General features: G+C 61.2%; 19 protein-coding genes. 10 read left to right on the plus strand and 9 right to left on the minus strand.

Going from position 1 to position 26,600, the window contains the following annotated elements:
• Nucleotides 1-28: 28 nt before the first annotated feature.
• The 4 genes from DOCECA_RS19380 to DOCECA_RS19395 form a co-directional block, all read right to left on the minus strand.
• On the minus strand, nucleotides 29-5,086 hold the full coding sequence (locus DOCECA_RS19380; RefSeq protein ID WP_445570947.1) for an NEL-type E3 ubiquitin ligase domain-containing protein: 5,058 nt from the start codon (nucleotides 5,084-5,086) through the stop codon (nucleotides 29-31).
• A gap of 141 nt (nucleotides 5,087-5,227) precedes the next feature.
• Nucleotides 5,228-10,282, minus strand: coding sequence for an NEL-type E3 ubiquitin ligase domain-containing protein (locus DOCECA_RS19385; protein ID WP_445570948.1), 5,055 nt, complete (start codon nucleotides 10,280-10,282; stop codon nucleotides 5,228-5,230).
• Between the two features lie 111 nt (nucleotides 10,283-10,393).
• Nucleotides 10,394-10,693: a chaperone modulator CbpM gene (locus DOCECA_RS19390; protein WP_434649086.1), complete on the minus strand. Its 300-nt coding sequence runs from the start codon at nucleotides 10,691-10,693 to the stop codon at nucleotides 10,394-10,396.
• Nucleotides 10,694-10,915: 222 nt separating this feature from the next.
• Nucleotides 10,916-11,854 (minus strand): DnaJ C-terminal domain-containing protein, encoded by a 939-nt coding sequence (locus DOCECA_RS19395; protein WP_420766236.1) that lies wholly within the window; start codon nucleotides 11,852-11,854, stop codon nucleotides 10,916-10,918.
• A gap of 296 nt (nucleotides 11,855-12,150) precedes the next feature.
• On the opposite strand from DOCECA_RS19395, the gene DOCECA_RS19400 reads away from it, so the two are divergent.
• Nucleotides 12,151-13,425 (plus strand): Hsp70 family protein, encoded by a 1,275-nt coding sequence (locus DOCECA_RS19400; RefSeq protein ID WP_434608031.1) that lies wholly within the window; start codon nucleotides 12,151-12,153, stop codon nucleotides 13,423-13,425.
• A 70-nt stretch (nucleotides 13,426-13,495) separates the two neighbouring features.
• Here the strand turns inward: DOCECA_RS19400 and DOCECA_RS19405 are convergent, their stop codons facing one another.
• From DOCECA_RS19405 to DOCECA_RS19420, 4 genes are all read right to left on the minus strand, one after another.
• Nucleotides 13,496-14,509 carry an AI-2E family transporter gene (locus DOCECA_RS19405; RefSeq protein WP_420766234.1) on the minus strand — a complete coding sequence of 338 codons (1,014 nt, stop codon included), beginning with the start codon at nucleotides 14,507-14,509 and terminating at the stop codon, nucleotides 13,496-13,498.
• A gap of 110 nt (nucleotides 14,510-14,619) precedes the next feature.
• Nucleotides 14,620-14,892 carry a PsiF family protein gene (locus DOCECA_RS19410; protein WP_420766233.1) on the minus strand — a complete coding sequence of 91 codons (273 nt, stop codon included), beginning with the start codon at nucleotides 14,890-14,892 and terminating at the stop codon, nucleotides 14,620-14,622.
• A gap of 151 nt (nucleotides 14,893-15,043) precedes the next feature.
• Nucleotides 15,044-15,934, minus strand: coding sequence for an alpha/beta fold hydrolase (locus DOCECA_RS19415; RefSeq protein WP_434649089.1), 891 nt, complete (start codon nucleotides 15,932-15,934; stop codon nucleotides 15,044-15,046).
• A 102-nt stretch (nucleotides 15,935-16,036) separates the two neighbouring features.
• Complete coding sequence (locus DOCECA_RS19420) at nucleotides 16,037-16,675, minus strand: FMN-dependent NADH-azoreductase (RefSeq protein ID WP_434560922.1); 639 nt, start codon at nucleotides 16,673-16,675, stop codon at nucleotides 16,037-16,039.
• Nucleotides 16,676-16,805: 130 nt separating this feature from the next.
• Between DOCECA_RS19420 and DOCECA_RS19425 the strand changes: the two genes are divergently transcribed.
• Together DOCECA_RS19425 and DOCECA_RS19430 are read left to right on the plus strand one after the other, a co-directional pair.
• The gene (locus tag DOCECA_RS19425; protein ID WP_420766230.1) at nucleotides 16,806-17,747 is read left to right on the plus strand and encodes a LysR substrate-binding domain-containing protein; all 942 of its coding nucleotides are present in this window, start codon (nucleotides 16,806-16,808) and stop codon (nucleotides 17,745-17,747) included.
• Between the two features lie 56 nt (nucleotides 17,748-17,803).
• Entirely contained in the window at nucleotides 17,804-18,334 is a 531-nt protein-coding gene (locus tag DOCECA_RS19430; protein ID WP_445570949.1) for a ferritin-like domain-containing protein, read from the plus strand.
• 116 nt (nucleotides 18,335-18,450) lie between these two features.
• On the opposite strand, the gene DOCECA_RS19435 is transcribed toward DOCECA_RS19430, so the two are convergent.
• Entirely contained in the window at nucleotides 18,451-20,526 is a 2,076-nt protein-coding gene (locus tag DOCECA_RS19435; protein WP_445570950.1) for an AsmA family protein, read from the minus strand.
• Between the two features lie 390 nt (nucleotides 20,527-20,916).
• Here DOCECA_RS19435 and DOCECA_RS19440 point away from each other — a divergent pair, with 390 nt between their 5' ends.
• The 7 genes from DOCECA_RS19440 to ureG all read left to right on the plus strand — a co-directional run bounded on the left by DOCECA_RS19440 (nucleotide 20,917) and on the right by ureG (nucleotide 26,570).
• Nucleotides 20,917-21,468 (plus strand): hypothetical protein, encoded by a 552-nt coding sequence (locus DOCECA_RS19440; protein WP_434608045.1) that lies wholly within the window; start codon nucleotides 20,917-20,919, stop codon nucleotides 21,466-21,468.
• Between the two features lie 152 nt (nucleotides 21,469-21,620).
• A complete protein-coding gene (locus DOCECA_RS19445; RefSeq protein WP_039592574.1) occupies nucleotides 21,621-22,253 on the plus strand; it encodes a TetR family transcriptional regulator in 633 nt (210 codons plus the stop codon).
• A gap of 357 nt (nucleotides 22,254-22,610) precedes the next feature.
• Nucleotides 22,611-24,023, plus strand: coding sequence for a PAAR domain-containing protein (locus DOCECA_RS19450; protein ID WP_434608047.1), 1,413 nt, complete (start codon nucleotides 22,611-22,613; stop codon nucleotides 24,021-24,023).
• Entirely contained in the window at nucleotides 24,020-24,406 is a 387-nt protein-coding gene (locus DOCECA_RS19455) for a hypothetical protein (RefSeq protein WP_445570951.1), read from the plus strand. The genes DOCECA_RS19450 and DOCECA_RS19455 overlap by 4 nt, the downstream gene beginning before the upstream one ends.
• 368 nt (nucleotides 24,407-24,774) lie before the next feature.
• Entirely contained in the window at nucleotides 24,775-25,275 is a 501-nt protein-coding gene (gene ureE, locus DOCECA_RS19460) for an urease accessory protein UreE (RefSeq protein ID WP_434649100.1), read from the plus strand.
• Nucleotides 25,272-25,946, plus strand: a complete 675-nt coding sequence (locus tag DOCECA_RS19465) for an urease accessory protein UreF (protein ID WP_420766223.1) — start codon at nucleotides 25,272-25,274, stop codon at nucleotides 25,944-25,946. Before ureE ends, DOCECA_RS19465 begins: the two co-directional genes overlap by 4 nt.
• A 9-nt stretch (nucleotides 25,947-25,955) precedes the next feature.
• On the plus strand, nucleotides 25,956-26,570 hold the full coding sequence (ureG, locus tag DOCECA_RS19470) for an urease accessory protein UreG (RefSeq protein ID WP_420766222.1): 615 nt from the start codon (nucleotides 25,956-25,958) through the stop codon (nucleotides 26,568-26,570).
• The last annotated feature ends 30 nt before the right edge of the window (nucleotides 26,571-26,600 follow it).

Genomic DNA, 26,600 nt, shown 5'->3' on the forward strand with positions numbered 1-26,600 from the left:
AGGCGAGTGCCCTCGTCGCCGGTTCGTCTTACAGGTCTGTACTCTCCTGGGGCGAATCCAGTTCATCCTGGGTCAACGACTGGATCAGCTCCGCTTCCTTGACCCTTTGCTGCAAGCCCAGCGCGTCGGTTCGAATGTTGTAGTCCGCTTCCTCCAGGGTTCCGTCCGCTTTCTGCTCATCCAGCGCCAGCAGATCCTCAGTGAGGGCGTCGGTCAATGCCTGGAAGTCTGCCGCGTATTGCTGCTTCAAATAGTCGATCCAGAAATCACGGCCCACCAGTGACTGCATTGGTTGGGGCGAGTCGTCCAGGGACAACACCTCGGCGGCCGCGGCATCGAGCATGGCGCTGGAGACGTTGCCCAGGCTGGTGAAGCGTCCACCTTTCGGTTGCCCCGGCAATTCCAGCCGGTCCCGGAGCCCTGTGCGATAGGCCAAGCGGACCTCGACTTCTTCGATCAGCCTGATCAGCTCGGCCTTTTGCGCGGCGGTGAGCCCCTCACGGCCGTTGATTGCATCACGGCGCCCCTGGATGTCCCGCAGGGCAATCCGCTCCACTTCATCCAGCCGGAACAATCCCTTGGCCAAGCGAATCAGCGTGGCAGCCTCATCCCCTTCCACCGACAGGGCCTTGGCGTTGTGGATCATCATCTTTATTTCCAGGTTGCTGAATGACAACGAAGCCCGATCTTCACAGGCCGGCTCGCCGGCCAGTTCGAACAGCTCACGACGCAATTCAGTGGAATCCCTGGCAGCCTCCAGCATCTGCCAGACGCGGGCCTGCAGGTCCGAATAGTCAGCCACGTCCTGATAGGACCCGATCAACCGACTCAGCAACTGGAAGAACTCCCCGGATAACGGATCTGCCTGCAGGCTCTGCCACAGGGCCTTTTTATCCTCCCGTTGTTCGGACGGCAGATCACGCAGCCATGGCCGCACGTCTGGCCGCATGCCCACCACAGCGTTGGCCGCCAGCTGGAGTGTTCCTGGCCTGCGCGGCGCGACCCATTCGGGATGGGCCTGCTGAAGATTCGCCCAATATTCCCGCAAGCGCTGCCCAGTCGCCTCGCTCATCGGATTACCCTGGATAAAGGTCACGCCATTGAGCCGGGCCGTGGCGTGGGCCTGGTCGGCGGGCGGATCGATCACGTGTGCCGGCACTTCGGTCAGTTGGTTGGCGCGCAAGTCCAGTTCCTCCAGCGGCTGTTCTAGCAGGCCCGTGGGCCAGGTGTCGATCCTGGTATTTCGAAGCGACAGCTCCGTCAGGGCCGGCATGGTGCTGAAGTCCGGCAAACGACCCAGTGGATTGTCGCTGAGGGTAAGGAATTCCATGGCGGGCAGGCCGGCCAGGATCTCAACACCTCGCGGCGTCAGGCCGATCTGGTTCGATGCCAGCGTGAGGTTGCTCAGACGGGGCATTGCCGCCAACGCCTCCGGCACTTCGGTCAGGTTGTTATGGCTCATGTCCAGCCAACGAAGGGCAGGAAAACGCGTAAGGAAACCGTTGCAGGTTTGTTGCGACAAACCCATGTTATAAAGTTTCAGGAAGGTCACGTGACTGAAATCAGCCGACAGTTGCGGCAACGACCTCAGATGCATCCAGCTCAAATCAAGCTCATACCCGACACGCCGGCCGTCGACCACGATGATGGCCCGGGACTGGCGTCTCCAGCATTTACGGATACGATCGGCGGTGATTTGCTTGACTCGTCGCCATGACGCCGATAAATCGTCGTTCCCTTCATCCGTCTCGGTGGAAGCGACCCAACGGTCCAGCTCGTTGCGCAACGTACGGTACTCGGTTTCAAGGCGCCCGATCTCCGCGGCCGCTCCGTCGCCCAATTCCCGCACAAAGACCCGGGCTTCCTGAGGGGAATAATCGGGGAACAAATTTCGCACCCGTCTTTCCGGCGACCGGCCCAGGCGCAGCCATTCCAGCGGCCCGCCCAATGGATAGCCGTATCTGCCCGAGGCCAGGCGCATTGGCGACACGAGCAACGGTTTGACTGCCGGCATCTTCAAGACCTTTGCCAATGAACCCCGCCTCACCGGCGCCGCGCCGATAGCCGTCTTCAGCAACGCGCCATGATGAATCGAGGGGCGGCCCATGGCCTGGCGCTCGGCGTCCGGAAGGGCATGTTGCAAGGCGGTATAGAAGCTTCCCTGGCCGCTCAGGTCGTTGCCACTGTCGTCATGGGCTTGATAGAGACCGTCACGCTTGACCAGGATCTTGACCTGGGTCGAGTCCTCCGGCCCGATACTGTCGATCAACCGCCCTGAGGTGAAATCTTCCCGCAGTTCGATGCGTACCGTATCGCTCCAGCCTGGCAAGCTCTTGAGCGTCGCCAACGCCAGCCGGGGAGTGTCCGCCATGGCCAGGCTCTCGTGGTACAGGCCTTCATAGGCCCGGTTCAAACGGATCGCCCGCTGGAAGTGACGCAGTTCCTCGGCGATGCGCAGCGGGATGGGTTTGGTCTGTGTGGCATCGGTGTAGTCCCAGCCCGCCATCTGCTCGACTTCCGCGGGGCTGGCGTGGGTCAATACTTGGTCGATGGCAGCCGCCGGAACCGAAGGGAAACGGGATTTGATCAGCCTGACACGTGGATCTTGCGACACATCGCCCTTGGCGTAGTGGTCGTTGATCAATTGGCTTTTCTCACGCACCGCCACTTTTAGAAGATTCTTGCGAAACTGCTGGACCCGCGCGGGCATGTCGGTTTTCGCAATCGGCGGGCGCGTGCTGGCCAACAAATCGCTCCCCGCCACATCCACGGCCTTGATCAGGTTTTCAGGAAATGCCGAGGAATGAACTTCTTGATCACTGACGATGACTTCATGGACGGTAGACACTTCATCGGATCGCGGGGCGTACTCCCAAAGAGCCTTGCCTGAACTGTCGATCACCTTCAGCTTCAAGCCTTTGGGCCATGGACCGTAGCCGGTGAGCAAATGCAGCTGGGTCATCGAATCGGCTTTTTCATACTCCAGCGGATCCTCGCTGTGCATATGCAGGAGAAAATCATCCACCTGGCGCGCGATACTGAAGCGCTTGATCGTGTCCTCCAGCAAGACAGGAGCCGGTTCCCCCTCGGCATGCATGCGCCGCAGCGCATCCTCGCTGGTGCCGCTGACGGTACGTATCTGTTCGAGCTCAACGTCGCTAAAACCCCTGACGCGGTGGCCAAGCCGGCGCATGAGGGTCGCTCCCTCCCAGGTCCACGGCTGCTCCAGTTCATGGTTCCAGGCCCCGCTGCCGTTGTGGGTCAGCTCGGGCTGATAGGCATCGGGTCGGGCCGGATGGCGAATGCGATAGCGCCCGGTGGCTGGTTCCTGCCGGACTTCGTAGTGGCTTTCATCCAACGGCAAGACGTCGCGACCGTTGACACGGTGCAGTCCCAGGTCATCCGGCGCCGAGTTCGCGGGCGGCTCCAGCGCGCTCTGGTAGCGCGTTAGGTCGGGGCGCCAAAGACGCGGTTCTCCATTGGGCAAGGTGACGGGCGTTAACTGATCCACCGTCGTGGAGGGCATGATGCGCGGAAGCACCTTGGCGCCCGCTGCCATGAACGCCGCGTTGAGCGCCAGGCTTGAAAAATGCCCCCACATTTCCTTGATTTCACCCTGTTCGAACGCCTCGACGCCTTCGAACGCCTCGTACAGCATCTGCAACGCCCACACCGCCATCATCACCTGCCCGAGCCCGGGGACCACGAACGCGGCCATGTTGAGCACATCGACGACCGTGTTTTCCCAGCTTTCCAGGCGCGCCAGACGCGCCTTATTGTCTTCATCACCGGTGGGCACCGCCGCCGTTCGCGCGTCCTGGAGAATCTTGCGCAATTGATTTTGACGCAGCGTCTCCCACAAGGCGCCACGGATATCGGAGGCGCTCATCGGCAGCCTGGGCGGATCCGATTTGAGCAGGAAGTCGCCCTTGGCATCGCCCTGCGACGCGGGCTTGAAGAGGCGATTGAAGCGTTCGAAAAACGCGCCTTGCTCACCCAGCGGCACGAAGCGGCTGAAAAAGCGACGGTAGTCGATACGGTGCAGGCGGCGCCGCAACTCGACCATGAACTCGACGCTGGAGGCGTACTCTTTCACCGGGTGTTCAGGATCGTCGGGAAGGTACACCACGACGCGCTCCAGGCGGTTGCTTTTCTCGCGCTCCGGCCCGATCAGCAAAGGGCCGACCAGCTCTATGTCAAAGACCTTCAACGACGTGAACGTCACCGCGCGCCCGTCCAGTTCGCCTGCCGGTTGATCAGCGACCACCCGTTGCAGCATGCGGTACGTTTCCTGCCGGATGTCGCCCTTGGCCTGGGCGATCTCGGTACTGATTGCCAACAACTGCTTGTGGTGCTCGCGCAGCTGGTTGTCCAGCCGCTCGCGGGCCTGATTATCGTCCGGTTGCACAATGGCCTTGACGTGTTCCTGATACTGGCGCCCCAAGTCCAGTTTGCGGCACAACTTGATGAACGCTCCAGGGGCGATCGGCAACTTCCCCGCTTGCACCGATTCCAGGGTATGGGCCAGGGTGCCATCGGCAGACACCGGTGTCGTCGTGATCAGATGGCAGTCATCGCAGTCGAGCTTGCGTTCTTCGTCAGGCTCGAAATTCGCCAGCGCGACCTCCAATAGCGAGCCGCCCCGGTATTGGTAAGTATCGTAGGCCTCGCCCGTTAGACGGTGGAGCAGGTTGGCCCCCAGGTCGGTACGTGTCTTGACGGCGAATTTGCGGGCAAAATAAACCTCCCTGACCTTGAGCGTACGCCGGAAGGTTTGCTGGATGGCCTGAGTGAGCAAGGGGTCGGCAAAGTCCCGTATATCCTGGACGTTGCCCAGCGCATAGTCGACCTGGTTGAAAATCTTGCAGTACTGCGCGTGGCTGTTCTTGAGGCTGGCCAAGGTCTGGTGGGAAGCGTTCAGGTACCAATGTGGAATGTCCAGCTCATGATCGCGCAGCGCCTGCTGGCGCTGCACGGTGGCGTTCATGTAGCAATCGGGAATGCGCCCCTTGAGCAAATCGTAATGCTCGCCCTTTTCCTGGGAGGTCGGGGGCGTATCGGTCTTGGCGGCTGTAGGGTCTGGCATATCGGGTCGTCCTTGAGGTTGGAAAACCCGAGCCTATCCCTTGCCGGCAGCCTGGATGCGGTAACTATTTATCGCTTTTTCGACGAGTCATGACGGGGGTGCCCCCTATCGCAGTGACCGCATCCTCGACCCAGGTCCGCCCTACAGGTCGGTACTTTCCTGCGCCTCCAGTTGTTGCTCCGTCAACGACTGGACCAGCTCCGCCTCCTTGACCCGGTGCTGCAAGCCCAGTGCCTCGGATTGGCTGGCATGGTCAGCCTCCTCCAGGGTCCCCGCCGCTTTCGCCTCATCGAGTTCAAGCTGCCGGATAACCAGCGTGTCAGCCAAGGTCTCGAAGGCCGGTTGATGCTGTTGTTTCAAGAAGTCGACCCAGAACTCCCGTCCGACGATCGACTGCAGCAGGCGGGGCGAATCATCCAGCGCCATTATCTGCTTCGCCGCGTCATCGAGCATCTGCGGGGTGACGTTACCCATGTGAATAAATCGCCCGCCTTCGGGCTGGCCCGGTAGCGCCAGCCGGTCCCTGAGCCCCACGCGGTAGGCCAGGCGCACCTCGACTTCTTCTATGTTCTGCAGTTGCCGGGCTCTCTGGGCGGGCGTCAGGTCCGACCGGACAGTGATGGCGTCACGTCGTTTCTGAATATCCTGGAGCGCGATGCGCTCCACTTCGTCGAGACGAAACAAACCCTTCGCCAGCCTGATCAACGTTGTCGCTTCTTCCTCGCCGCTCGCTGCGGCCTTGGCGTTGTGGATCATCAATCGGATTTCCAAATAGCTGAACGACAACGCGGCGCGGTCTTCGCATGCCGGCGCTCCCGCCAGTTCGAACAATTCCCCACGCAGCTCAGTGGAACCAGCGGCGGCTTCCAGCATTTGCCAGACACGCAACTGGAGGTCAGCGTAGTTTTCTTCGCCCTGATAGGAGGTGGCCAGGCGGCTCAACAGTTCAAAGAATTCGCCGGATTGCGGCTCACTCGCCAGGCTTTGCCACAACGCGCGTTTTTCCGATAATTGGCCGGAGGGCAGGTTTTCCAGCCATTGCTGCACGTTGGCTGCCGTTCCCGTGGCCGCGTGGCCAAACGCCCCGTGTTGACGCACGGTCACCCACTCAGGATGGTCCTGCAACAGGCCGGCCCAGTAATCACCCAGGCGCTGCTGGGTCGCTTCGCTCAGTGGATTGCCCTGGAGGAAGGTCACGCCGTTGACGCGGGCCGTGGCATGGGCGTTCTCGGCCGTTGGCGCGACCCGTTCGTCCGGAACGTCGGTCAGCCGGTTGTCGCGCAAATCAACGAACTCCAGCGGCAAGCCTTGCAGGCCGACGGGCCAGGTGTCGATCCCGGTGCCCTTGAGCCCCAAGCCGCGCAGATCGCGCATGTGGCGAAAATCCGGCAGTCGGCCCACGGGGTTGTTCGTCAGCTCGAGGACTTTGAGTTGGGCAAGTCCCTCCAAGAGCTCAACGCCTCGGGGCGTCAGGCTGATGTGGTTGTCTACGAGCAACAGCTTGGTCAAGCCATTCATCGTTTCCACGGCGGGGGGAATCTCGGTCAATCGGTTATTGGACAAGTCCAGCCAGCGAAGCGCGGAGAACCCCGAGAGAAAACTCTCGCAGGCCTGCTGCGTCAACGCCATGCCTCCCAACCTCAGCGACGCCACATGACTGAAATCGGCCGTCAGATCGGGCAGGTGCCCGACACTCAACCGGCCCAGGTCAAGCTGATACCCCGCGGTGCGGCCTTCGGATGTACGCACGGTCGGCGTCTGGCGCCTCCAGCAGCGCTTGATTTGCTCAGCCACCCCACGTTTGCGCGCTAGTGGCACCTGTTGGACGCGATCGTCGCCGGTGTCGATCCATGTGGTAGCACTGGCCCAACGGTCAAGGTCGCGTTCAAGCATGTCCAGCTCGACCTTGCGGCGCTTGAGTTCCGCCACGGCGCCCTCGCCCAAGGAACGCACCAACGCCCGGGCTTGCTCATTCGTGAAGTTCGGGTACAACTCCAGCACTCGACTTTCCGGCGAACGCCCCAGACCCAAAAGCCCTCGCAGCCCGCTCAACGGGTAACCGATCTTGCCCGACACCAGGCGCATCGGTGAGCGGAACGAGGATCGGGTGGTTTGCATCTTCAATACCCGCGCCAGCGAGCTGCGTTCCAACGGCGTGGCGCCGATCGCCGCTTCCAGCGAAGCGGCGTGATGGATCGAAGGACGCCCCATGGCTGCTCGCTCGGCATCCGGAAGGGCGTGTTGCAACGCGTCAAAGACATTGCCCCAATGGCTCAACTCATTGCCCCCGTCATCAAAGGCCTTGTAGCGGTCGCCGTCCCTGACCACCACCTTGGTTTGTTCCGCGTCCACTGGCCCGATGCTGTCGATCAAGTTGCCTGCCCCATGGTCATCACGCAGTTCGATGCGCACCGTGTCGCTCCAGCCGGGCAAGGTCTGGAGGGTCGCCAGCGCCAGCCGGGGCGTGTCCGCCGTGGCCAGCGCCGGCTGGTACAGGCCTTCATAGGCACGGTTCAATCGCACCGCTCGCTGGCAATGGCGCAGTTCCTCGGCAATACGCAGCGGGATGGGTTTGGTCTGGGTGGCGTCGGTGTAATTCCAGGCCGCCATCTGCCGAAGTTCGGCGGTGCTGGCGTGGGCGATCATCTGTTCAATGGCCACGGTCGGGACCGAGGGGAAACGGGATTTGATCAGTGTGACACGAGCGTCGTCCGGTACTTGATGCCTGGCATAGTAATCGCTCAGCAGGTTCGCCTTTTCCAGCCTCGCCACCTCGGCGAGGTTCTTTCTGAACTGGCGGATTCGAGCCTCCATGTTCGTTTTGGCGATCGGCGGGCTCGTACCGGCCAGCAGGTCCTTACCGGCCGCGTCCACGACCTCGATCAGATTTTTTAACACCGATGGCGTGCGTACTTTCTCCTCGGGGAGGATCACATCGCGAACTGGAGCCGCCCCGCCCGAAGGTCGGGCGTATTGCCAAAGCGTCTTGCCCGTCCCGTCCACCACCTTCAACCTCAGCCCGCTGGGCCACGGACCGTAGCCGGCGAGCAGGTGCAACTGGGTCATGGGATCGGCTTGGTCCTGTTGCAACGGTTCCTCGCTCTGCAGTTGGCCGATGAAGATGTCGACGTGTCGGGCCAGGTCAAAGCGCTGGATGGTATCGGCCAGCAAAGCGGGCATTGGCTCGCCTTCCACGTGCAGGCGTCGCAGCGCGTCCTCCGTGATGCCGCTGGCGATACGGATCTGGTCAAGCTCGACATCACTGAAGTCCTTGAGGCGATGGCCGAGCCTGCGCATCAGCGTTGTTCCTTGCCAGCCTTGCGGCCGCTCCAGCTCATGGCTCCAGGCGCCGCTGCCGTTATGGGTCAACTTGGGCTGATAAGCCTGCGGCCGGGAAGGATGGCGAATGCGATAACGGTGAGTGACCGGATCCTGTTGCACCTCGTAATACTGATCGTCCAGCGGCAGGATCGTCCGACCCGACACTGGGTACAGCCCTTGGGCGTCCGGGACCACGCCCTCCGGTGGGCGCAATGGGCTGCGGTAGGGGGCAAGGTCCGGTTGCCAGAGACGTGCTTGCCCGTTGGGCCGTTCCACCGCCTCCAATTGATCCACCCGGACCGATGCCTGGATCTTGGGCAGCACTTTGGCGCCCGCGGCGATAAACGCGGTATTGAGCGCCACACTGGAAAAATGCGCCCACATCTCCTTAGTCTCCCCCTGCTCGAACGCCTCGATCCCTTCGAACGCTTCTTCGAACATCTGCACGGCCGCCACGGTCAGCATCAGCGGCCCCAACGCGGGCACCACGAACGCCAGTTGGTTGAGCACGTCGATCACCGTGTTCTTCCAACTCTCCAGGCGCGCCAGACGGGCAACCTTGTCTTCATCGGCGGTGGGCACCGCCACCGCTCGCGCGTCCATCTCGATCTTCTGGAGTTGTTCGCGGCGCAAGGCTTCCCACAGGGCGCCGGTGATGGGCGACGAAGCCATGCGCAAATTTTTCAACGAGGGCTTGAGCGGATAGTCGGACTGCGCATCGGCCTGGGGAGACGGTTGGTAGAGCTGGTCGAACTGCTTGAAAAAAGTCCCTTGCTGGCTCAGCGGTATAAAGCGACTGAAGAACCGCCGATAGGCGATGCCATGGAGGCGTCGGCGCAGTTCAATCATGAACTCGGTACTGGACGCGTATTCCTTGAGCGGGTGCTCGGGATCGCCCGGGAGATACGCCACCATTCGCTCCAGGCGCCGGGTCTTTTCGCGGTCGGGGCCGATCAGCAGCGGGCCGACCAGTTCGACGTCGAAGATTTTCAGCGAAGTGAATGTCACCGGCCGCCCGTCGAGCATGACCCCGTCGTGATTGCCAATCACTTGCTGCAACATCTGGTACGTGTCCTGGCTGATGTCCGCCTTGGCACAGGCGACTTCGACACTCAGCGCCAACGATTGTTTGTGGTGATCACGCAGTTGCTGGTCGAGCCGCTTGCGAGCGTCGTCGTCAGCGGGTCGGGCAATGGCGCGAATGTGTTGCTGGTAGCGCCGTCCGAGGTCCAGTTTGCGGCACAGCCTGGCAAAGGCGTGCGGGGCGATTGGCAATGCCCCCGCCCGGACGGCTTCCAGCGTGGACTTAGCCGTACCACTGGCGGACAGTGACGTGGTGGTGATGACATGGCAGCCGTCGCAATCGAGCTTAAGCTCTTCGTCGGGTTCGAAGTTCGCCAGCGCGGTTTCCAACAACGAAGCGCCTCGATATTCGTAGGTATCCCAGGCCTCTCCCGTCAGACGGTGAAGCAGCGTGCTGCCCAGGTCCTTGCGTGTCTTGAGGCCGTACTGGCGCGCGTAATAAACCGCCTCCACGTCCAGTGTTCGCTTGAATTCCTCCTGGATGGCCTGGGTCAGTAGCGGTTTGGCAAAGGCCCGGATGTCCTCGATGCTGCCCAAGGCACTGTCGATCAGGTTCAAGCTGTCGCGGTAGCGCGCATGCTGTTCCTTGAGACGGATTCGGGTTGCGTGGGAAGCCTTCGCGTACCAGGCCGGGAGTTCCAGGTCGTGGTCGCTCAACGCTTGCTGGCGCCGCAGGGCGGCCCCGATGTACCAATCGGGAACTCGCTGCTTGAGCAGGTCGAAGTGGACGCCGCGACTTTCAGGCCGCGGCGTCATGCCGGGGTCGGCAATGGCAGGAATAGGTATTGGCATGCGGATCATCCTTGAGAGTGGAAAACCCGAGCCTACCCAGTGCACCACCGGCCAGTGCGGTAATTATCTATCGTTTTTTTCTGCAAGACCCGGCGAGCACGCCTGCCGTTCTTACTTCACCCAACGGCCCAACTGCTGGCGCAGCCGACGGTTCTCGGATCGCAATTGCTGGACCTCCTCCAACAGATCCAGGGCCAGGGCGACACCTTCCCATTCCAGTTCCAACTCACGGCGCAGCTTGGCGGCCCGGCGGGCCAGGACCAGTTCGTAATCGGTGAAACGCCAATCGGTCGGGGCCGCGCCGTGGGGCTCGAGGATGCCGTGCTCGACGATTTCAATCACGTGGACATCCGCCAACGCAGCGGCTTCACAGAATTCCATCAGGTTCAGTTCGATGATCGGGTCGTTCATGGTCTGCTTCTCCCAATGCTTCAACTGTCGAGTCTAGCCAGGATTGTGAAAACCCGGTTTTGTGGCGAGGGAGCTTGCTCCCGCTCGGCTGCGCAGCAGTCGTAAAACCTGCCTACCGGTTTTTCCTGGCGCACCGTGTCGAATGGTTTTGGGGCTGCTTCGCAGCCCAGCGGGAGCAAGCTCCCTCGCCACGGCGTGCGTTGCCAGGCCTGTGATTACCGGTCAGAAGTGCTCCCGAGGATCGAACGCAGCTTTCTTCGCCAACTCGGCCCACAACGCCTTGACCGATTCATCGCTGGCCTTGGGCATCACGGCCTTGAGCTGTACGAACAGGTAGCCGCGCTCGCCGGCCTTGTTGCGCAGGCCGTGGCCCTTGGCGCGCATGCGCTGGCCGTTCTGGCTGCCTGCCGGCACCTTGAGGTTGATCTTGCCGGTGAGGGTCGGCACCGCCACCTCGGTCCCCAGGGCCAATTCCCACGGCGCCAGGGGCAAGGTGATGATCAGGTCCTGGCCTTCGACGTCGAACTTGGGGTGCGGGGCGAAACGAATGGTCAGGTACAAGTCGCCATTGGCGCCACCGCCGATGCCGGGCGCGCCCTGGCCCTTGAGGCGGATGCGCTCGCCATCGGTCACGCCCAGCGGGATTTTCACGTTCAGGCTCTTGCTGGTATTGCTCACGTGCTGGCCCGCCGCGTTGTATTGCGGCACCTGGAAACTGACCTTCTTCGACTCGTTCGACAGGGTTTCTTCCAGGAAGATCGGTAATTCCATTTCCACGTCTTGCCCCCGACGGCCGGCGCTGCGACCCGATTGACGGCCACCGAAACCCGGCCCGCGATTGCCAAAGATCGAACTGAAGAAGTCCGAGAAGTCACCCGTATCCTGGCCACCAAAACCGCCACGGCTCTGCCAACCCGGCGGTCCCTGGAATGGCTGTCCGTGCTGACCATAACGGCGCAGGTCGTCGTACTCGGCACGCTTGTCGGCGCTTTTCAACGCCTCATAGGCTTCGGAGACGTCCTTGAACTTGGTTTCGGCGTCCTTCTCTTTGCTCACGTCCGGGTGGTACTTGCGCGCCAACTTTCGATAGGCAGCCTTGATCGTGGCATCGTCGGCCGTCGGCTCGACACCCAGGATCTTGTAATAGTCTTTGAAGTCCATCTTAAGCATCACCATCCGTTATCGATGTCGCACCGCCACGCACGGCATGCCCGGATGACCGGACAGCGGGTTGACCAGCCTCAAGATTGGGACCGGGCGGCGCATCAGAAGTTTATCGGCAGCGGGTGGCGGTTCTTGTGTCCGCCCGATGGCTGCCAGGCTCATGCCAGCAAGTTTGGGGGTGTGACGTCGTCTTTCAAGGCCCGTGTTTGGGAATTAGCGGATAACCGGCCTTCGAATCCGCGCCGCACTGGCATACACTGCGCGGCCGTTTTTTCGACCGGAATCTGAAAGACATGAAAAACGCATCCCCGGCCCGTGCCTGCGGCATCGACTTCGGCACGTCCAACTCCACTGTCGGCTGGCTGCGCCCCGGCATGGAAACGTTGATCGCGCTGGAGGACGACAAGATCACCTTGCCCTCGGTGGTCTTTTTCAATCAGGAAGAGCGCCGTCCGGTGTACGGTCGCCTGGCGCTGCACGAATACCTGGAAGGCTACGAAGGCCGGCTGATGCGTTCGCTCAAGAGCCTGCTGGGCTCCAAGCTGATCAAGCACGACACCAGCGTGCTGGGCACGGCGATGCCGTTCAAGGACCTGCTGGGGCTGTTCATCGGCCAGTTGAAGAAACGCGCCGAAGCCACTGCCGGTCGAGAATTCGAAGAAGTGGTGCTGGGCCGCCCGGTGTTTTTTGTCGATGACGACGAAATGGCCGACCAGGAAGCCGAGAACACCTTGGTCGATGTGGCACGGGCCATCGGTTTCAAGGAAGTGTCGTTCCAGTACGAACCCATCGCGGCGGCTTTCGACTATGAATCGACCATCGAGAAAGAAGAGCTGGTGCTGATCGTCGACATCGGCGGTGGTACGTCGGACTTCTCCCTGGTGCGCCTGTCGCCCGAGCGTCGTACCCACGATAACCGTCACGCCGACATCCTGGCGACCGGTGGCGTGCACATCGGCGGCACCGACTTCGACAAGCAACTCAGCTTGCAAGGCCTGATGCCGCTTTTCGGCTACGGCAGCCGCATGAAAAGCGGCGCCTACATGCCCACCAGCCACCACATGAACCTGGCGACCTGGCACACGATCAACGCGGTGTATTCGCAGAAATCCACCCTGGCCCTGGGCAGCATGCGCTACGACATCGAAGACACCGCGGGCATCGACCGGCTGTTCAAGCTGATCGAACAGCGCGCCGGGCATTGGCTGGCGATGGAAGTGGAAGAAACCAAGATTCACCTGACCCACGCCGACCAGCGCCACGTGGCCCTGGATCGGATCGAGCCGGGCCTGAGCGTCGATCTGAGCCGGGCCTTGTTCGAGTCGGCCATCGACGGCTTGCTTGAGCGGGTACGCGGCAGCGTCACGCAGTTGCTCAACGATGCCAACGTGCGGGTTGATCAGGTCGATACGGTGTTCTTCACCGGCGGCTCCAGCGGCATCCCGGCGCTGCGCAACAGCGTCTCGGCGATGCTTCCCCAGGCGCGGCATGTGGAAGGCAATATCTTTGGCAGTATCGGCAGTGGATTGGCGATCGAGGCGATGAAGCGGTATGGGAGTCAGGCCTGATTCAGGACCGAGGCGCCCCCTTCGCGAGCCTGCTCGCGAAAGCGGTAGATCAATCGATACAAAGGTCGGATCAAACCATCCCCACCTGCTTCAACTCGCTCTTGAGATACGCATAGTAGATAGGCCCCGCCACCACCCCCGGCAGGCCGAATGCCGCTTCGAACACCAGCATCGCCATGAGCAATTCCCACGACTTGGCGCTGATCTGTCCGCCGACGATACGGGCGTTGAGGAAGTATTCGAGCTTGTGGATCACGATCAGGTAACCCAGCGCGGCCACCGCCACCCAGATCGACAATGACAGGGCGACCACAGTGATCAGGGTGTTGGACATCAGGTTGCCGATCACCGGCAACAGCCCCAGCAGGAACGTCATCACGATCAGGGTCTTGGTCAGGGGTAGCTGGATGCCGAACAGCGGCAGCACCACCGCCAGGAAAATCCCGGTGAAGAACGTATTGAGCAGGGAAATCTTGATCTGGGCGAAGACGATGTTGCGAAAGGCCTTGACCAGCAGGTTCAGGCGATCGAACAGCGCAGCGGCCAGGGGCTTGCGCTTGGTCAGGTCGGGGATGCGCTGCAGGGCGACGATGGCGCCGAGCACCATGCCGATCAACAGCGTCACGAACATGTGGGCCGCGTCCTTGCCCACCAGCTGCAGGTCGCTCAAGTGCTTGCTCACCCAATCACCGATCGCCACCCGGAACTCGGCGGCGCTGGCCGGCAGGTAGGCATCGATGAACGGCGGCAGTTGCCCACGGGCGCGATCGACCACGGTCATGAACTTGTCCAGGGAGGCCCCGGGATTTTCCGCTTCGTGCAGCAGGAAACTGAAGGCGCCGGCAAAGATCAGGGTCAGCACACTGACCACCAACGTGCCGAGCAATGCCACCGCCAACCAGCGGGCACGCCGGCCTTCGATCAATCGTTGCAACTGCGGAGTGAGCATGTTGACCAGCTCGAACACCAGCAACCCGGCCAACAGGCTCGGCAACAGGCGCAGCGGCAACACCAGCAACAGCCCACCAAAAATGATCACCCAACTGATCACCAACAACACATGACGCTGAGAAAACGTTGGCATACAGCCCCAGGACAAAACGGCATGAAAGGATCGGCAGTCTGCCAGCGATCCGCTGGCAGCACTAGGGATTGTATCGGCCGATTTGGCCCAGGGCTCAGAAGATCCGGCGCTTATTTTTTCTTCAGGCACTCACTCATGAACGCCTTGCGAGCGTCACCCTTCAACGCCTGCTCGGTGGCAGTGGCATTGCAGCTTTTCATGCGGTCCTGTGGGGTCGCCTTGAGGCAGTTGCTCATGAAGGCCTTGCGTTCGTCACCCTTGAGGGCCTTGGCGGTGGCGTCGGCGTTGCAGGTGGTCATCTTGGTTTGTTGGGCCGTGGCGGCGAACCCCTGGGAACACAGCAGCAAACCCATCATCAACAAAGGGACACGGAGCATCTTCATGGTGTTTCTCCTGGTTGCCGCACGAGGGTGTGGCGATGGGGTGCAGTGTAGACAAAGCCTGTTACACCTTCATCTGTTCGATTTCCCGAGCATGAACTACCAGTGTCTGGAGCATGTCGGCAACGAACGATAACGCGCGACGCCCTGCGTCCTACAAGCCTGCCGCCTTCAACCGCTCGGCATGCTCGACAAACAACCGGATCGGCTCCGCCCCCCTGCCCACCAGCCCCAGCGACTGATTGACGATGTCGAAATGGTCCAGCGGGTAGTCATCCCGGATCACCGTGCCCAGGTGCGAACTGTAGCGCCCGACCATACCATCGCACTGCCCGGCTTCGCGCACGAAGGTGCGGGCGAACAACCGGCAGCTTCGATTGGTGCCATCGAAGAGGTTGCGACCCTTGTCGGTCTTGCCCGGCTGCAACGTCCCCGACCAGGAGTAGTAACGCACGCCATTGACCTCTTCCGGCCCGTGTCCGCCCCAGGTTTGGGGCAGCCCCTGTGGATAACGTTCGTTGAACAGCGCCACCCCGGCAGTGGTGAGCGAAGCATGGGATGCCTTCAGGTCGGCTGGCAGCCGTGGCCCGTGATAACCGGTGTCCAGCAGGCTCATGATCGCGTTGATCAGCCGCAGCAAAGCACTGAGCACCCGGCCTTTGGCGCTGTCGGCCGGGTAATGGGTTTGCAGGTAATCGGCTAGCTCGGAACCGTGGTTCGTACCGGCCACCGAAGAGACCGACGCCACCAGGTCCGGGCGTTTGGCCGCGGCGTAGCGGGCAGTGAGGGCGCCCTGGCTGTGGCCGATCAGGTTGACCTTTTGCGCGCCGGTTTGCCGCAGCACTTCCTCAATCCGGGCCAACAGCTGCTCGCCGCGAACCTCGGATGAATGCAAGGGCGAGACCTTCACAGGAATCACCACGGCCCCGCCCCGGCGTAATGCCTCTGCGATGCCATACCAGTACGGATACAACACCAGGCGAATGAAACCGAGCATGCCCGGGACCAGCACCAAGGGGTAGCGAGTGGCACAGCGTTGCGACATGGCGACATCCTTGCGATCAAGAGGTGGTCAGCATCAGTACCGATGATGACCAGTCTATGACACCCGAGGCACTTCAGCCCGATCGCGGCAAGCCCCAGGTCCTCAAAAGGTTCGGGCGAGCGCTAGCAAGCGTTGCTCGGCCTCGGCATAGGAACGCGCGAAGCTGTGCTCGGCGGACTCTTCGCCTTCGGCCGCCACCACCGTCACGTCGTTGATACCGATGAAGCCCAGCACCGCCCGCAGCCAGGTGTCGGCGTGGTTCATGGCCTCCAATTGGCCACCGGGGCCAAAACCGAAGTCCCCACGGCTGGTCACGATCAGCGCCTTTTTGCCCGACACCAGCGGCTCGTACTGGGAAACACCGTTGTCGAGGCTGTGGTTGAACGTCACGCCGATGCGTACGATCTGGTCGACCCAGGCTTTCACGCCGCTGGGCACGCCAAAATTGTGCATGGGTGCCGAGATTACCAAGCGATCGTGGGCTTGCAGTTCGGCAACCAGCGCATCGCTCAGCGCCAGGTCGGCCTGCATGGTCAATGGCCGCGCCTGGGGCTCGGAGTAAAACGCCGCCGCAATAAAGGCTTCGTTGACCGCAGGGATGACGGTGCGGCCCACCTCGCGGCGAGTCGGTTGGCAAAGTGGATTGGCGGCCTGCCACGCCGCTATGAATGCCTCCGTCAGACGTCGGGAATGGGAACGCTCACCGCGTGGGCTACCCTGTACGACAAGAATGCTGCTCATCTGTAACTCCTTCTAATGCGACTACAATCGGAACGGCCTGTGGCTTTAAGGTTGGAGCCCGGTCGCCCTCGATCGCAAATGAGCGTTAGTTCATCCGGATGAGTTGTTTTCATCCATACGGAGATTTCCAATGTTTGCCACCCTGCCCCTCAATGCCTTGCGAGCCTTCGAGGCGGCTGCACGCCTGCTCAGTTTCAAGGCGGCGGCCGAAGAGCTGGCGGTCACCCCGACAGCGATTTCCCACCAGATCCGCTCCCTGGAAACCTGGCTGGGGGCGCAGTTGTTCGAACGCTTGCCGCGCCGGGTACGCCTCACCGACGCGGGACAGCGGCTGTTCCACAGCTTGCACGGGGCATTGCTGGAAGTTGCACAAAGCGTCGACAGCCTGCGCCCGCAACGCAGCACCACGCACCTGACGATATCCACCACGGCGGCGTTTGCCGCCCTGTGGCTGGTGCCGCGCCTGGGGCGGTTTTACGCGCGCCATCCGAACATCAACGTACGCCTGGACACCCATTGCGAAGTCATCGACTTGCTTCAGGACGCCAGCGTCGATCTGGTGGTGCGCTACAGCCTGGACGGCTACTCGAACCTCTATGGCATGTGCCTGTTCGAAGAGAGCTTCGGCGTGTATGGCTCGCCGGAACAAGTCGCGCTGGCCACCCGGCAGCCGCCGACACTGATCAGCGTGCGCTGGCATAACGCCAAGCTGTACGCCCACGGTTGGGACGCCTGGTGCGCCCAGGCGGGGGAAAGCTGGATGACCCGGCAACCTTGCATACGTGAATACGATGAAGAGCACTACGCCCTGCAAGCGGCCATCGCCGGCCAGGGCCTGGTATTGGCGAGCAATATCCTGGCTTCGCAAAGCGTCGCCAGCGGGTTGCTGGTGGGTTATCGCCCCAAGGTCCAAGTCAGCGGTGCCGGCTACAGCGCGCTTTGCGTGCCGGGACGAGAGCGGCACCCGCCCGTGCGGGCTTTTTTCCAATGGGTGGAGGAGGAAGCACGCTTGTCCGGGCACGCCTTGAAAAATCCGGTAAAACTTTTCCAGGATCGCATCACTCAGAACTAGAGCGATCGCGCCAGCAGAGCGTGACGCCTAACCGGATCAGCCTCCAGGAGAACGAGATGAGCGACATGCACTTATCCGACGTCACGACCCTGCGCGAACGTGCGCGCCAGAACGTCCAGAACGGCGCGGTCACCGAAGGCTACAACGCCGATCGACAGGAAATCATCCGCCTGCTCAACGAAGCATTGGCCACCGAACTGGTCTGCACACTGCGCTACAAGCGTCACTATTTCATGGCCGCCGGCCTGAAGGCCGGTGTCGCGGCGAGTGAGTTTCTCGAACACGCCAACCAGGAATCCGAGCACGCCGACAGGCTCGCCGAACGCATCGTGCAACTGGGTGGCGAACCGGAATTCAACCCCGACCTGTTGACACGGCACTCCCACGCCCAGTACGTGGCAGGCAATACGCTCAAGGAAATGGTGTTCGAAGACTTGGTCGCCGAACGTATCGCCATCGACAGCTATCGGGAAATCGTCCAATACATCGGCGAAAAAGACCCAACCACTCGGCGCATCTTCGAAGACATCCTGGCCCAGGAAGAAGAGCACGCTGATGACATGGCCGATATCCTGGCCGATCTCTGATACGCCTTTCGCGAGCAGGCTCGCCCCCACAGGGGATCGCGTTCTTCTTTTGAAGAAACTCGATCGAAGGCGAGAGCGAGCCTGATCGCGGTGAGGCCGGTAGCATCACTACTCGGCTACCGGGTAGGCTTGACCGTGACCGGCGCCTTGCCCGCCTTCATCTGTTCAAGCAACGGCGCGCACTGGTTCGGCTCGCCACCGCTGGGCGCGACCAGGGCCAACAGCCCCGCCGCCGGTGCGGCGATGACACCCAGGGCAACCATCCCGGCACCGCGCAACATCAGTGGCACGGCCTTGACGCCGGCGGCAGGGTTGGCAAACGTGCCCCGCACGTACAGCGGCGAGCGTAGAGAAATCAACCGCCAGCCCTTGGACTCGGGCGTGACGGTCAGGTCCAGTTGTTCGGTGGCCATGTTCGCCGTACCGTCGATATAGATAATCGCGTTCTCGGTGTCGAACACGAACAGGCGCGTGGTCGCCAGGCCGGTCTTGATATCGAAATCAGCCGCTGCGCAGTTGATCTTCACTTCCTTGTCGCCAAAGATTTTTCCCACCACGTAATTGCCGACGTTGAGCCCCGCCAGTTCCATCAGCTCGCGGCTGATGGCGCCGTCGTTGATGAGCATCTTCAGGGTGCCATTGGAGGTGCCCAGCAACGCCGCCACCGAATTGCCGCGCCCGGAAATATCCGCGTCGCCATTGAGTTCACCAAAACTGGTCTTCATTGGCTCGAATCCCGGGAACAACTGCTTGAGCTTGAAGCCCCGCGCAGTCAATTTCGCCTGGCTTTCGAGGGGCTGGGTGTGGCCGTTGAGGCGGATCTGCGCATCGAGCCGGCCACCGGCGACGCCAAAGCGCAGGGGCTCCAGGCTCAGTTGGCCGTCGTTGAGCACCAGGTGCGTGTAGAGATCGGTGAACGGCAACTGCTCGCTGTGAACGATACGCTTGCCGGTGAACTCCACGTCGGCGTCCATCGCACTCCAGCGTTCGGTGCGGAACTCCTCCACCGGCAACACCTTGTCGGACGGTTGTTTGCTGGCGCCGCCACGGGCTTTTTGTTCGGCATTGGAGTCTGCGCCGATCAACGGCGCCAAATCACTGAACAACAACTGGTCGGACACCAGCGCACCGCTGAGTTTCGGCCGGGGCTGGCTGGCGACATAGGCCAGGTTACCGTGGATGTCACTGTCGCCAATCTTGCCGTTGAACGCCTCGTAGCGAAACTGTGCGCCGTCCGGCTCGTGGAGCTTGGCGATCAATCGGCCGTCCGTGGAATACGGTGGCGAATCCGGCAGGGTCACGCCCGTCAGCGGGTAAAGATTGGCCAGGCTGTTGCCGGACAGTTTCAAACGCAGGTCAAGGGCGCCGAGGTTCTTTGGGTCGGTCAGGGTGCCGGCCAGTTCGACGCGGGTGTCGGCGATCTTCGCCTGGGCCTGCAATGGAAAAGGTTGTGCCGCATCCTGCAACGCCAGCAGGCCGCCGACCTTGCCGGATCCGCTGAGACCCTGCCCGTGATATTGCCCGTCGACCTTGAAGGCAAAGGCATAGTCTTGTGGTGACGAGCCCTGTTCCCGGGTTCTTTTCGCGGTTTTTTCCCCGACGATATCACTGAAGGGAATGGGCTTGCCCAACGGGTCGACCAGCACGTCGAGCCGGGTCTTGAGCGTCTGGTCGTTGAGCGTGACATGCCCCTTGTCAAAACCGATGGCGCCGATGTCCACCACCCAACTGGACGGCTCGGCGTCCGGGTCCTTTGGATCGAACTGGAAAGTCCAATTGGCCCGTCCATCGGCCAGGCGCTGCAGGCTGGCGTCGGGGCCGGTCAGGTCGATACGCGGGATGGCCACCCGCCGCGCCAGCAACGCCAGGGGCGAGATACGCAACTCGACGCGCTTGAGCGTGACCATCTGCGGGAGCTTCGACCAATCCGGGTTGCCCAGGGTCAGGTCTTCGGCGACCACATGCGGCCATGGCAGCCATGCCCGCCAGCCGCCCTCGCCGGGTTCGCGCCGCCAGATCACCGCCAGGTTGCCATTGATTGCGAATGGGCGATGCAGCTCTTCGGAAACCTTGGCATTGAGCGCAGGCTTGATGCGGTTCCAATCGAAGAACGCGATGAACAGCACCAGCACGGTCAGCAGGACAACGAGGCAGGCAAAGCCCCAGGCGAAGATTTTTGAGGTGCGCGTCATGCACAAGGCTCCTGAGGCAGATGGACGTCCGGACCGCGACGTCTGGGGCAGCACGAACCTGTAGCCGGCTCGTTGCGATGATCGTTGGACAGGCAAAACGGCCAACAGGTTTACCACCAAGGGTGACGAACGGCACTAAAAAAACACGCACGAACCTGACCGATTCGTCAGCTACCTGTTACCGCCCCCGCACATCTGCGGGGCGCGAGTGAGTACAAACTACCCACTTCAGGGCAAAACTGCTGCCCTGAAACCCCCGTTCTAGAGCCTTTGCGCGGAACAATCAATTCTGTTGATTATTACCATTGTCTTTATGAACTTTTATATCGACTTATCGAGAGTAGCATTGCCCTCGTACCCACTTTTCAGCCCTCCCGAGGAGCAACGATCATGAAACGCCAAATACTGATGAGCCTTTCCCTTTCACTGCTGGCCTCTACCGCTTTCGCCCTGCCAGCTTCCGAACAAGCCACTCCACAGGTCAAGGACAGCCACTCTGTCTACAGCCAAACCGTCGCCGAAGGTGGCCGTGACCGCCTGGAAGAAAAAGGCCTGGTTGAAGGTGGCTCCGACCGTACTCCACAAGGCCAGACCTTGGCTGCCGATGGTTCCGACCGTACTCCACAAGGCCAGACCTTGGCTGCCGATGGCTCCGACCGTACTCCACAAGGCCAGACCTTGGCTGCCGATGGCTCCGACCGTACTCCACAAGGCCAGACCTTGGCTGCCGATGGTTCCGACCGTACTCCACTGGGCGAATCCCTGGCCGCTGACGGTTCCGACCGCACCCCACTGGGCGAATCCCTGGCCGCTGACGGTTCCGACCGCACCCCACAAGGCCAGACCCTGGCTGCCGATGGTTCCGGTCGCACTCCACAAGGCCAACTCCTTGCTGCGGACGGCGGCGATCGCGTCATCAAACGCCGCGGCGAAGTGAGCTGAGCCCATGGTGGTTATGAAAAAAGCCCGATTCCTTGAATCGGGCTTTTGATTTTCCAGCACCTCGTTTTCCCCGATTACCTCCTACCGTTCGACGACGGCAAAGCCGATTTGCTAGAGTGCGTCGCTCCCATGACTCGGAAGTCAGTCCTGCGATGCTGCCCCGCGCCGAACAGAAACAACAGACCCGAAACGCCCTGATGGACGCAGCCCGCCACTTGATGGAATGTGGCAGGGGGTTCGGCAGCCTGAGCCTGCGTGAAGTGGCCAAGACGGCAGGCATCGTACCGACCGGGTTCTACCGACACTTCCAGGACATGGACCAATTGGGCCTGGCACTCGTCAGCGAAGTCGGCCAGACCTTTCGCGAAACCATACGACTGGTACGTCACAACGAGTTCGTCATGGGCGGCATCATCGACGCGTCAGTGCGGATTTTTCTCGACGTGGTTCATGCCAACCGATCCCAGTTCCTGTTCCTGGCTCGCGAGCAATACGGTGGATCGCAGCCGGTCCGACAAGCCATCGCGAGGCTGCGTGAAGACATCAGCTCGGACCTGGCCGCCGACCTGGCGCTGATGCCGAAACTCCAGCACCTGGACCTCGCCGGGCTCAACGTAATGGCCGATCTCATCGTCAAGAGTGTCTTCGCCACCTTGCCGGACATCATCGACCCGCCCGCCGAAGCCCTGCCCGAGCACCTCACGCCCCAGGCGAAGATTACCCAGCAACTGCGGTTCATCTTCATTGGCCTCAAGCATTGGCGTGGATTGGGCAGTACCGAATAGCGCCTGATGTTTCCTTAGTGGGAAGGCGCTTGCTCGCGATGGCGGAGTCTCAGTCCCCTGGTTGCTTACCTGACACACCGCCTCCCGAAAAACCACGGGACAGATGTTCCGCGATGTAGGAAAAGGCGCATCCGAGCCTGCGAACTTTCCTATTCGCTGCAAATGCCACCCGCGCCGGAATTGCGCTCAATCAGCGGCTCATCGTCTTATTCATCGCTTCCGAGAACTGTCAACGCGCCCTTGCGTAAGACGGACTGGTATAGGAGCCATGAAAATGAACGCAGAAGATTTTTTGCCCACGGTAGAGCCAGCCGTGGGCCGCCGTGCGCGCCGCAATGAAATGAAGGAGAACACCCAATGAACAGGGGTTATTTCATTGGCCGGGGCGACAAGACCACGTGTGGTGGTGAAGTGCTGGATGGCGATGGCAGGGTCAATATGTTCGGCCTGCTGCACGCCCGCGAAGGGGACCGGGTTTCGTGTGGAAAGGACGGAAAAATCTATCAGATCAGGGGCGGCATAGCGCACATGGTCAGCCATGGCAAGCGAATGGCCGGCACGTTGGATAGTCACAGTACCTGCCCCTGCAAAGCGCAACTGATCCCCTCGGTATCCTGGGCCACCTATGAAGGTGCGAATTCTGCACCGCAAGCCAACCGAGCCGCTCAGCCGGCTCCACAGCCCGCGACCGCGACCCACGCACCAAGTGCTTCACGCCAATCGTTTCTCGCCCCGTCAATCAGCCCGCCGCCCCGCACATCCACCCGCGTAGAACCCCTGGAACCGGGCTTCTACGTTGTGCCCAGAAGCGTGACCCGCGAAGCGCTGGAGGCGACGCTGTTCCAATCACCCGACCCGGCGGTGATGCGCAAATTCCGCGCGCTCAATCCTTATCGCGATGTGGTCAAGGCCGGTTCGATGATCGTGCTGAGCGATCCGAACAATCATCAATGCACCCGCGAAGAGGCGCTGTTGATGGAAACAGCAATATGGATCAACGATGCCCTTGAGCCGCTAAGCGCGGACGAGGCCGACTTCATGGCCCGGCATCGAGATGAAATCGAGACCTTCTTCGCCCAAGGCTCGACTGCCATCGGTGTTGGTGAGGCCATCTTCGCCAAAAATCTGGAGGACGTTAAAACCGTTCTGCGGGATATCGAGGCGTTGCATCAACGTACTTTCCGGCGCGATGGGCACTTACGGTCGTCGGATTTTTTTGCAGAGCGCAAACAACTGCTCTCTAGGCTCGACACTCATCTGACCACCCTGACGCGAAAGGGCACCGGGCTGCCAGATCATCCAAACTTGAAAAGCGCCTTGGGCATCTCCAGTCGCAGTTTGGTCCACCGTTGGACCAAGGCTGGTGGCGCAGGTCAGATTCCAGGTTATGCGACACATATTGAGGGTGTCTCCAAAGCGGCCAAAATCATCAAGTACGGGGGGTGGGTTGGCCCGATTATTGGTGGTGGAGCTTCGTATATGAAGGTCCAGGATGTTTGCACGGCAGATAGTGCGCAGGCTTGTAAGAAAGTTAAGTTCGCTGAGACTGGCAGCTTCGCTGGTGGCGTGGCAGGTGGTGTAGCAGCAGGCGCCGCCCTGACTGGGCCTGTGGTTGGAGCGATCTGTATCGGGTTAAGTGTGCCGACAGGAGGGTTGGCAATGGTGGGGTGCGGTCTTCTGGTGGTCGGAACGGGGTCGCTTGCGGGGGGTGTCCTTGGAGGAATATTGGGTGAAAAAACAGGCGAACTTATCTATGAGGCTGCCCAATGACTGTGAGCGTCTCTGAAAAATTATTTATGGTCGTCGGGATAATTGATTTGGGAGGAATTTTCATTTGGATTGGAATGTGTCTGTACTTGGCTTACAAAAAAATGGACCTAATATTGGATCACTTGAAAAATTGTTCAGCCGTCATGACGATCGCATCACTGCGCCATGGTGGTCCTTGGGGAAAATTGATGCTGGTAGGCGGTATTTCCGGACTCATCACCTTTCCCAATTTCTACCTCAAAAGAGGCGGACTTAATGTCGAAGACATAAATAGTTTTCCCGCGAGCCTTAAGCGCAAGCTAGTAGCATTGCAGTGGTGTGTTATCGCACTTCTATCGGTAATGATTGCTCTTGCCATGCTCGTTAAGTTTGGTCTCACTTAGTCTTCCTGTTCCATAGCTCGACCTGTGCCTTGTGATTCAACTCTGATCGCGATGGTCAGCACATCATATGGCCAGAAAGGCACTGTCAGGCTTGAACTAAGCAGCGCTTTCGTGTGGGAGCGAGCTTGCTCGCGATGGGGGCAGGTCAGGCAACACTGATGTCGGCTGGTCTACCGCTATCGCGAGCAAGCTCGCCTCCACAGTGCTCCGTGCAAGCTACAAGATGGTGCGCAACACCACCAGGCGCACCATAACGGCACGCAATCCGCCCCATCCTGAAACGCCATCCCCAGGTATTTCCTACACCATCTTCGATTGGCAAGCCCCTTGCTCTAAACACAGCAATGTTCATTGCTGGAAGCACTCCGATGCTGGTGATTCACCGCAGAATCGACACACAACCAGGCTGGGACGCCGAGTTGCACCTGACCTTCGACGCACGCAGCAAAAGCCGCCTGCGCTGTTTCAGTGCCGAAGGCGAGGACGTGGGGCTGTTCCTCGAACGAGGCCAGCCACCGCTGTACGATGGCGAATGCCTGCAGGCCGAGGACGGGCGCATCGTGCGTGTCTGCGCGCGTCCCGAGCAGTTGCTGCATGTCACCTGCGCCAATGCGTTCGAGCTGACCCGCGCGGCCTACCACTTGGGTAATCGCCACGTGGCCCTGCAAGTAGGCGATGGCTGGCTGCGCTTGCTGGATGACTACGTGCTCAAGGCGATGCTCGAACAGTTGGGCGCCACCGCCGAATCCATCGAAGCCCCATTCCAGCCAGAACACGGCGCCTACGGCGGCGGCCACCATCATTCCCGGCACGGCGATGAAGATTTCAACTACGCGCCGCGCCTGCACCAGTTTGGTGTGCGCACATGAACCCGGCCTGGGCGCTGCTGCGCCTGGCCAGTCCGCAACTGCCGATTGGCGGCTACAGCTATTCCCAGGGATTGGAAATGGCGGTGGATAACGGCCAGGTTCGGACGCCCGACGACGCACGCCAATGGCTCAGCGACCAAATGCTGCTGAACCTGGCGCGCTTCGAAGCGCCTCTACTGCTGGCCCATTGCACAGCCGCCGCGGCTGACGATTGGGACGGGCTGCGGCAACTTTGCGAACAACACCGCGCCAGCCGAGAAACCCGCGAGCTGTTTCAGGAAAGCCGGCAGATGGGTTACTCGTTGCAGCAGCTGCTCGCCGGCCTGCCGGAACTCGACAGTGCGGCCCGCGACTTTCTGCAGCAGCGCGGCGAACCCCACCTGGCGCTGGGCTGGGCCTTGGCGGCGCGCGCCTGGAACATCGGCCCGCAGGACGCCCTCGCCGCCTGGTTGTGGAGCTGGCTGGAAAACCAATTGGCGGTGCTGATGAAAACCCTGCCCCTGGGTCAACAAGCCGCCCAGCGTCTGACGAGCGAGTTGCTGCCGGTGCTGCAACAAGCCCAGCACATCGCCTCGAACATCGATCCCGATCATTACGGCAGCGCCGCGTTTGGCCTGTCCCTGGCGTGCATGGCTCATGAGCGCCAGTACAGCCGCCTGTTTCGTTCCTAGGAGACACATATGAACACACAACCTCTGCGCGTGGGTATCGGCGGCCCGGTGGGCTCCGGCAAGACCGCGCTCACGCTTGCCCTGTGCCTGGCCCTGCGCGAGCGTTACAACCTCGCGGTGGTCACCAACGACATCTATACCCGCGAGGACGCCGACTTTCTGGTGCGCAACGAAGCCCTGGCGCCGGAACGGATCATTGGCGTCGAAACCGGCGGCTGCCCACACACGGCGATCCGTGAAGACGCGTCGATCAACCTGGAAGCAGTGGACCAGTTGAACCGGCGTTTCCCAGGCCTGGACCTGATCCTGGTGGAGTCCGGCGGTGACAACCTGTCGGCTACCTTCAGCCCCGAACTGTCGGACCTGACCATCTATGTCATCGACGTTTCGGCGGGCGACAAGCTGCCGCGCAAAGGCGGGCCGGGTATCTGCAAGTCCGATTTGCTGGTGATCAACAAAATCGACCTGGCGCCACTGGTCGGCGCGTCCCTGGAAATGATGAACAGCGATACCCAGCGAATGCGCAACGGCAAGCCGTTCGTCTTCAGCAACCAGAAGACCGGCCAGGGCCTGGACGACATCATCGCCTTCATCGAGCGCCAAGGCCTGTTGACGGCCGCGTGATCTCTCCCATTCCAACAAGGAAGCTTCTCC

It is taken from the genome of Pseudomonas sp. E102, assembly GCF_052660185.1.

Excerpts from the sequence above, each read along its gene's own strand:
- DOCECA_RS19450 (WP_434608047.1), top strand. The coding sequence starts at position 22,611 with ATGAACAGGGGTTATTTCATTGGCCGGGGCGACAAGACCACGTGTGGT.
- DOCECA_RS19420 (WP_434560922.1), bottom strand. The coding sequence starts at position 16,675 with ATGAGCAGCATTCTTGTCGTACAGGGTAGCCCACGCGGTGAGCGTTCC.
- DOCECA_RS19425 (WP_420766230.1), top strand. The coding sequence starts at position 16,806 with ATGTTTGCCACCCTGCCCCTCAATGCCTTGCGAGCCTTCGAGGCGGCT.
- DOCECA_RS19380 (WP_445570947.1), bottom strand. The coding sequence starts at position 5,086 with ATGCCAGACCCTACAGCCGCCAAGACCGATACGCCCCCGACCTCCCAG.
- DOCECA_RS19440 (WP_434608045.1), top strand. The coding sequence starts at position 20,917 with ATGAAACGCCAAATACTGATGAGCCTTTCCCTTTCACTGCTGGCCTCT.
- DOCECA_RS19385 (WP_445570948.1), bottom strand. The coding sequence starts at position 10,282 with ATGCCAATACCTATTCCTGCCATTGCCGACCCCGGCATGACGCCGCGG.
- DOCECA_RS19400 (WP_434608031.1), top strand. The coding sequence starts at position 12,151 with ATGAAAAACGCATCCCCGGCCCGTGCCTGCGGCATCGACTTCGGCACG.
- DOCECA_RS19430 (WP_445570949.1), top strand. The coding sequence starts at position 17,804 with ATGAGCGACATGCACTTATCCGACGTCACGACCCTGCGCGAACGTGCG.
- DOCECA_RS19415 (WP_434649089.1), bottom strand. The coding sequence starts at position 15,934 with ATGTCGCAACGCTGTGCCACTCGCTACCCCTTGGTGCTGGTCCCGGGC.
- ureG (WP_420766222.1), top strand. The coding sequence starts at position 25,956 with ATGAACACACAACCTCTGCGCGTGGGTATCGGCGGCCCGGTGGGCTCC.
- DOCECA_RS19445 (WP_039592574.1), top strand. The coding sequence starts at position 21,621 with ATGCTGCCCCGCGCCGAACAGAAACAACAGACCCGAAACGCCCTGATG.
- DOCECA_RS19390 (WP_434649086.1), bottom strand. The coding sequence starts at position 10,693 with ATGAACGACCCGATCATCGAACTGAACCTGATGGAATTCTGTGAAGCC.
- DOCECA_RS19435 (WP_445570950.1), bottom strand. The coding sequence starts at position 20,526 with ATGACGCGCACCTCAAAAATCTTCGCCTGGGGCTTTGCCTGCCTCGTT.
- DOCECA_RS19410 (WP_420766233.1), bottom strand. The coding sequence starts at position 14,892 with ATGAAGATGCTCCGTGTCCCTTTGTTGATGATGGGTTTGCTGCTGTGT.
- DOCECA_RS19455 (WP_445570951.1), top strand. The coding sequence starts at position 24,020 with ATGACTGTGAGCGTCTCTGAAAAATTATTTATGGTCGTCGGGATAATT.
- ureE (WP_434649100.1), top strand. The coding sequence starts at position 24,775 with ATGCTGGTGATTCACCGCAGAATCGACACACAACCAGGCTGGGACGCC.
- DOCECA_RS19395 (WP_420766236.1), bottom strand. The coding sequence starts at position 11,854 with ATGGACTTCAAAGACTATTACAAGATCCTGGGTGTCGAGCCGACGGCC.
- DOCECA_RS19465 (WP_420766223.1), top strand. The coding sequence starts at position 25,272 with ATGAACCCGGCCTGGGCGCTGCTGCGCCTGGCCAGTCCGCAACTGCCG.
- DOCECA_RS19405 (WP_420766234.1), bottom strand. The coding sequence starts at position 14,509 with ATGCCAACGTTTTCTCAGCGTCATGTGTTGTTGGTGATCAGTTGGGTG.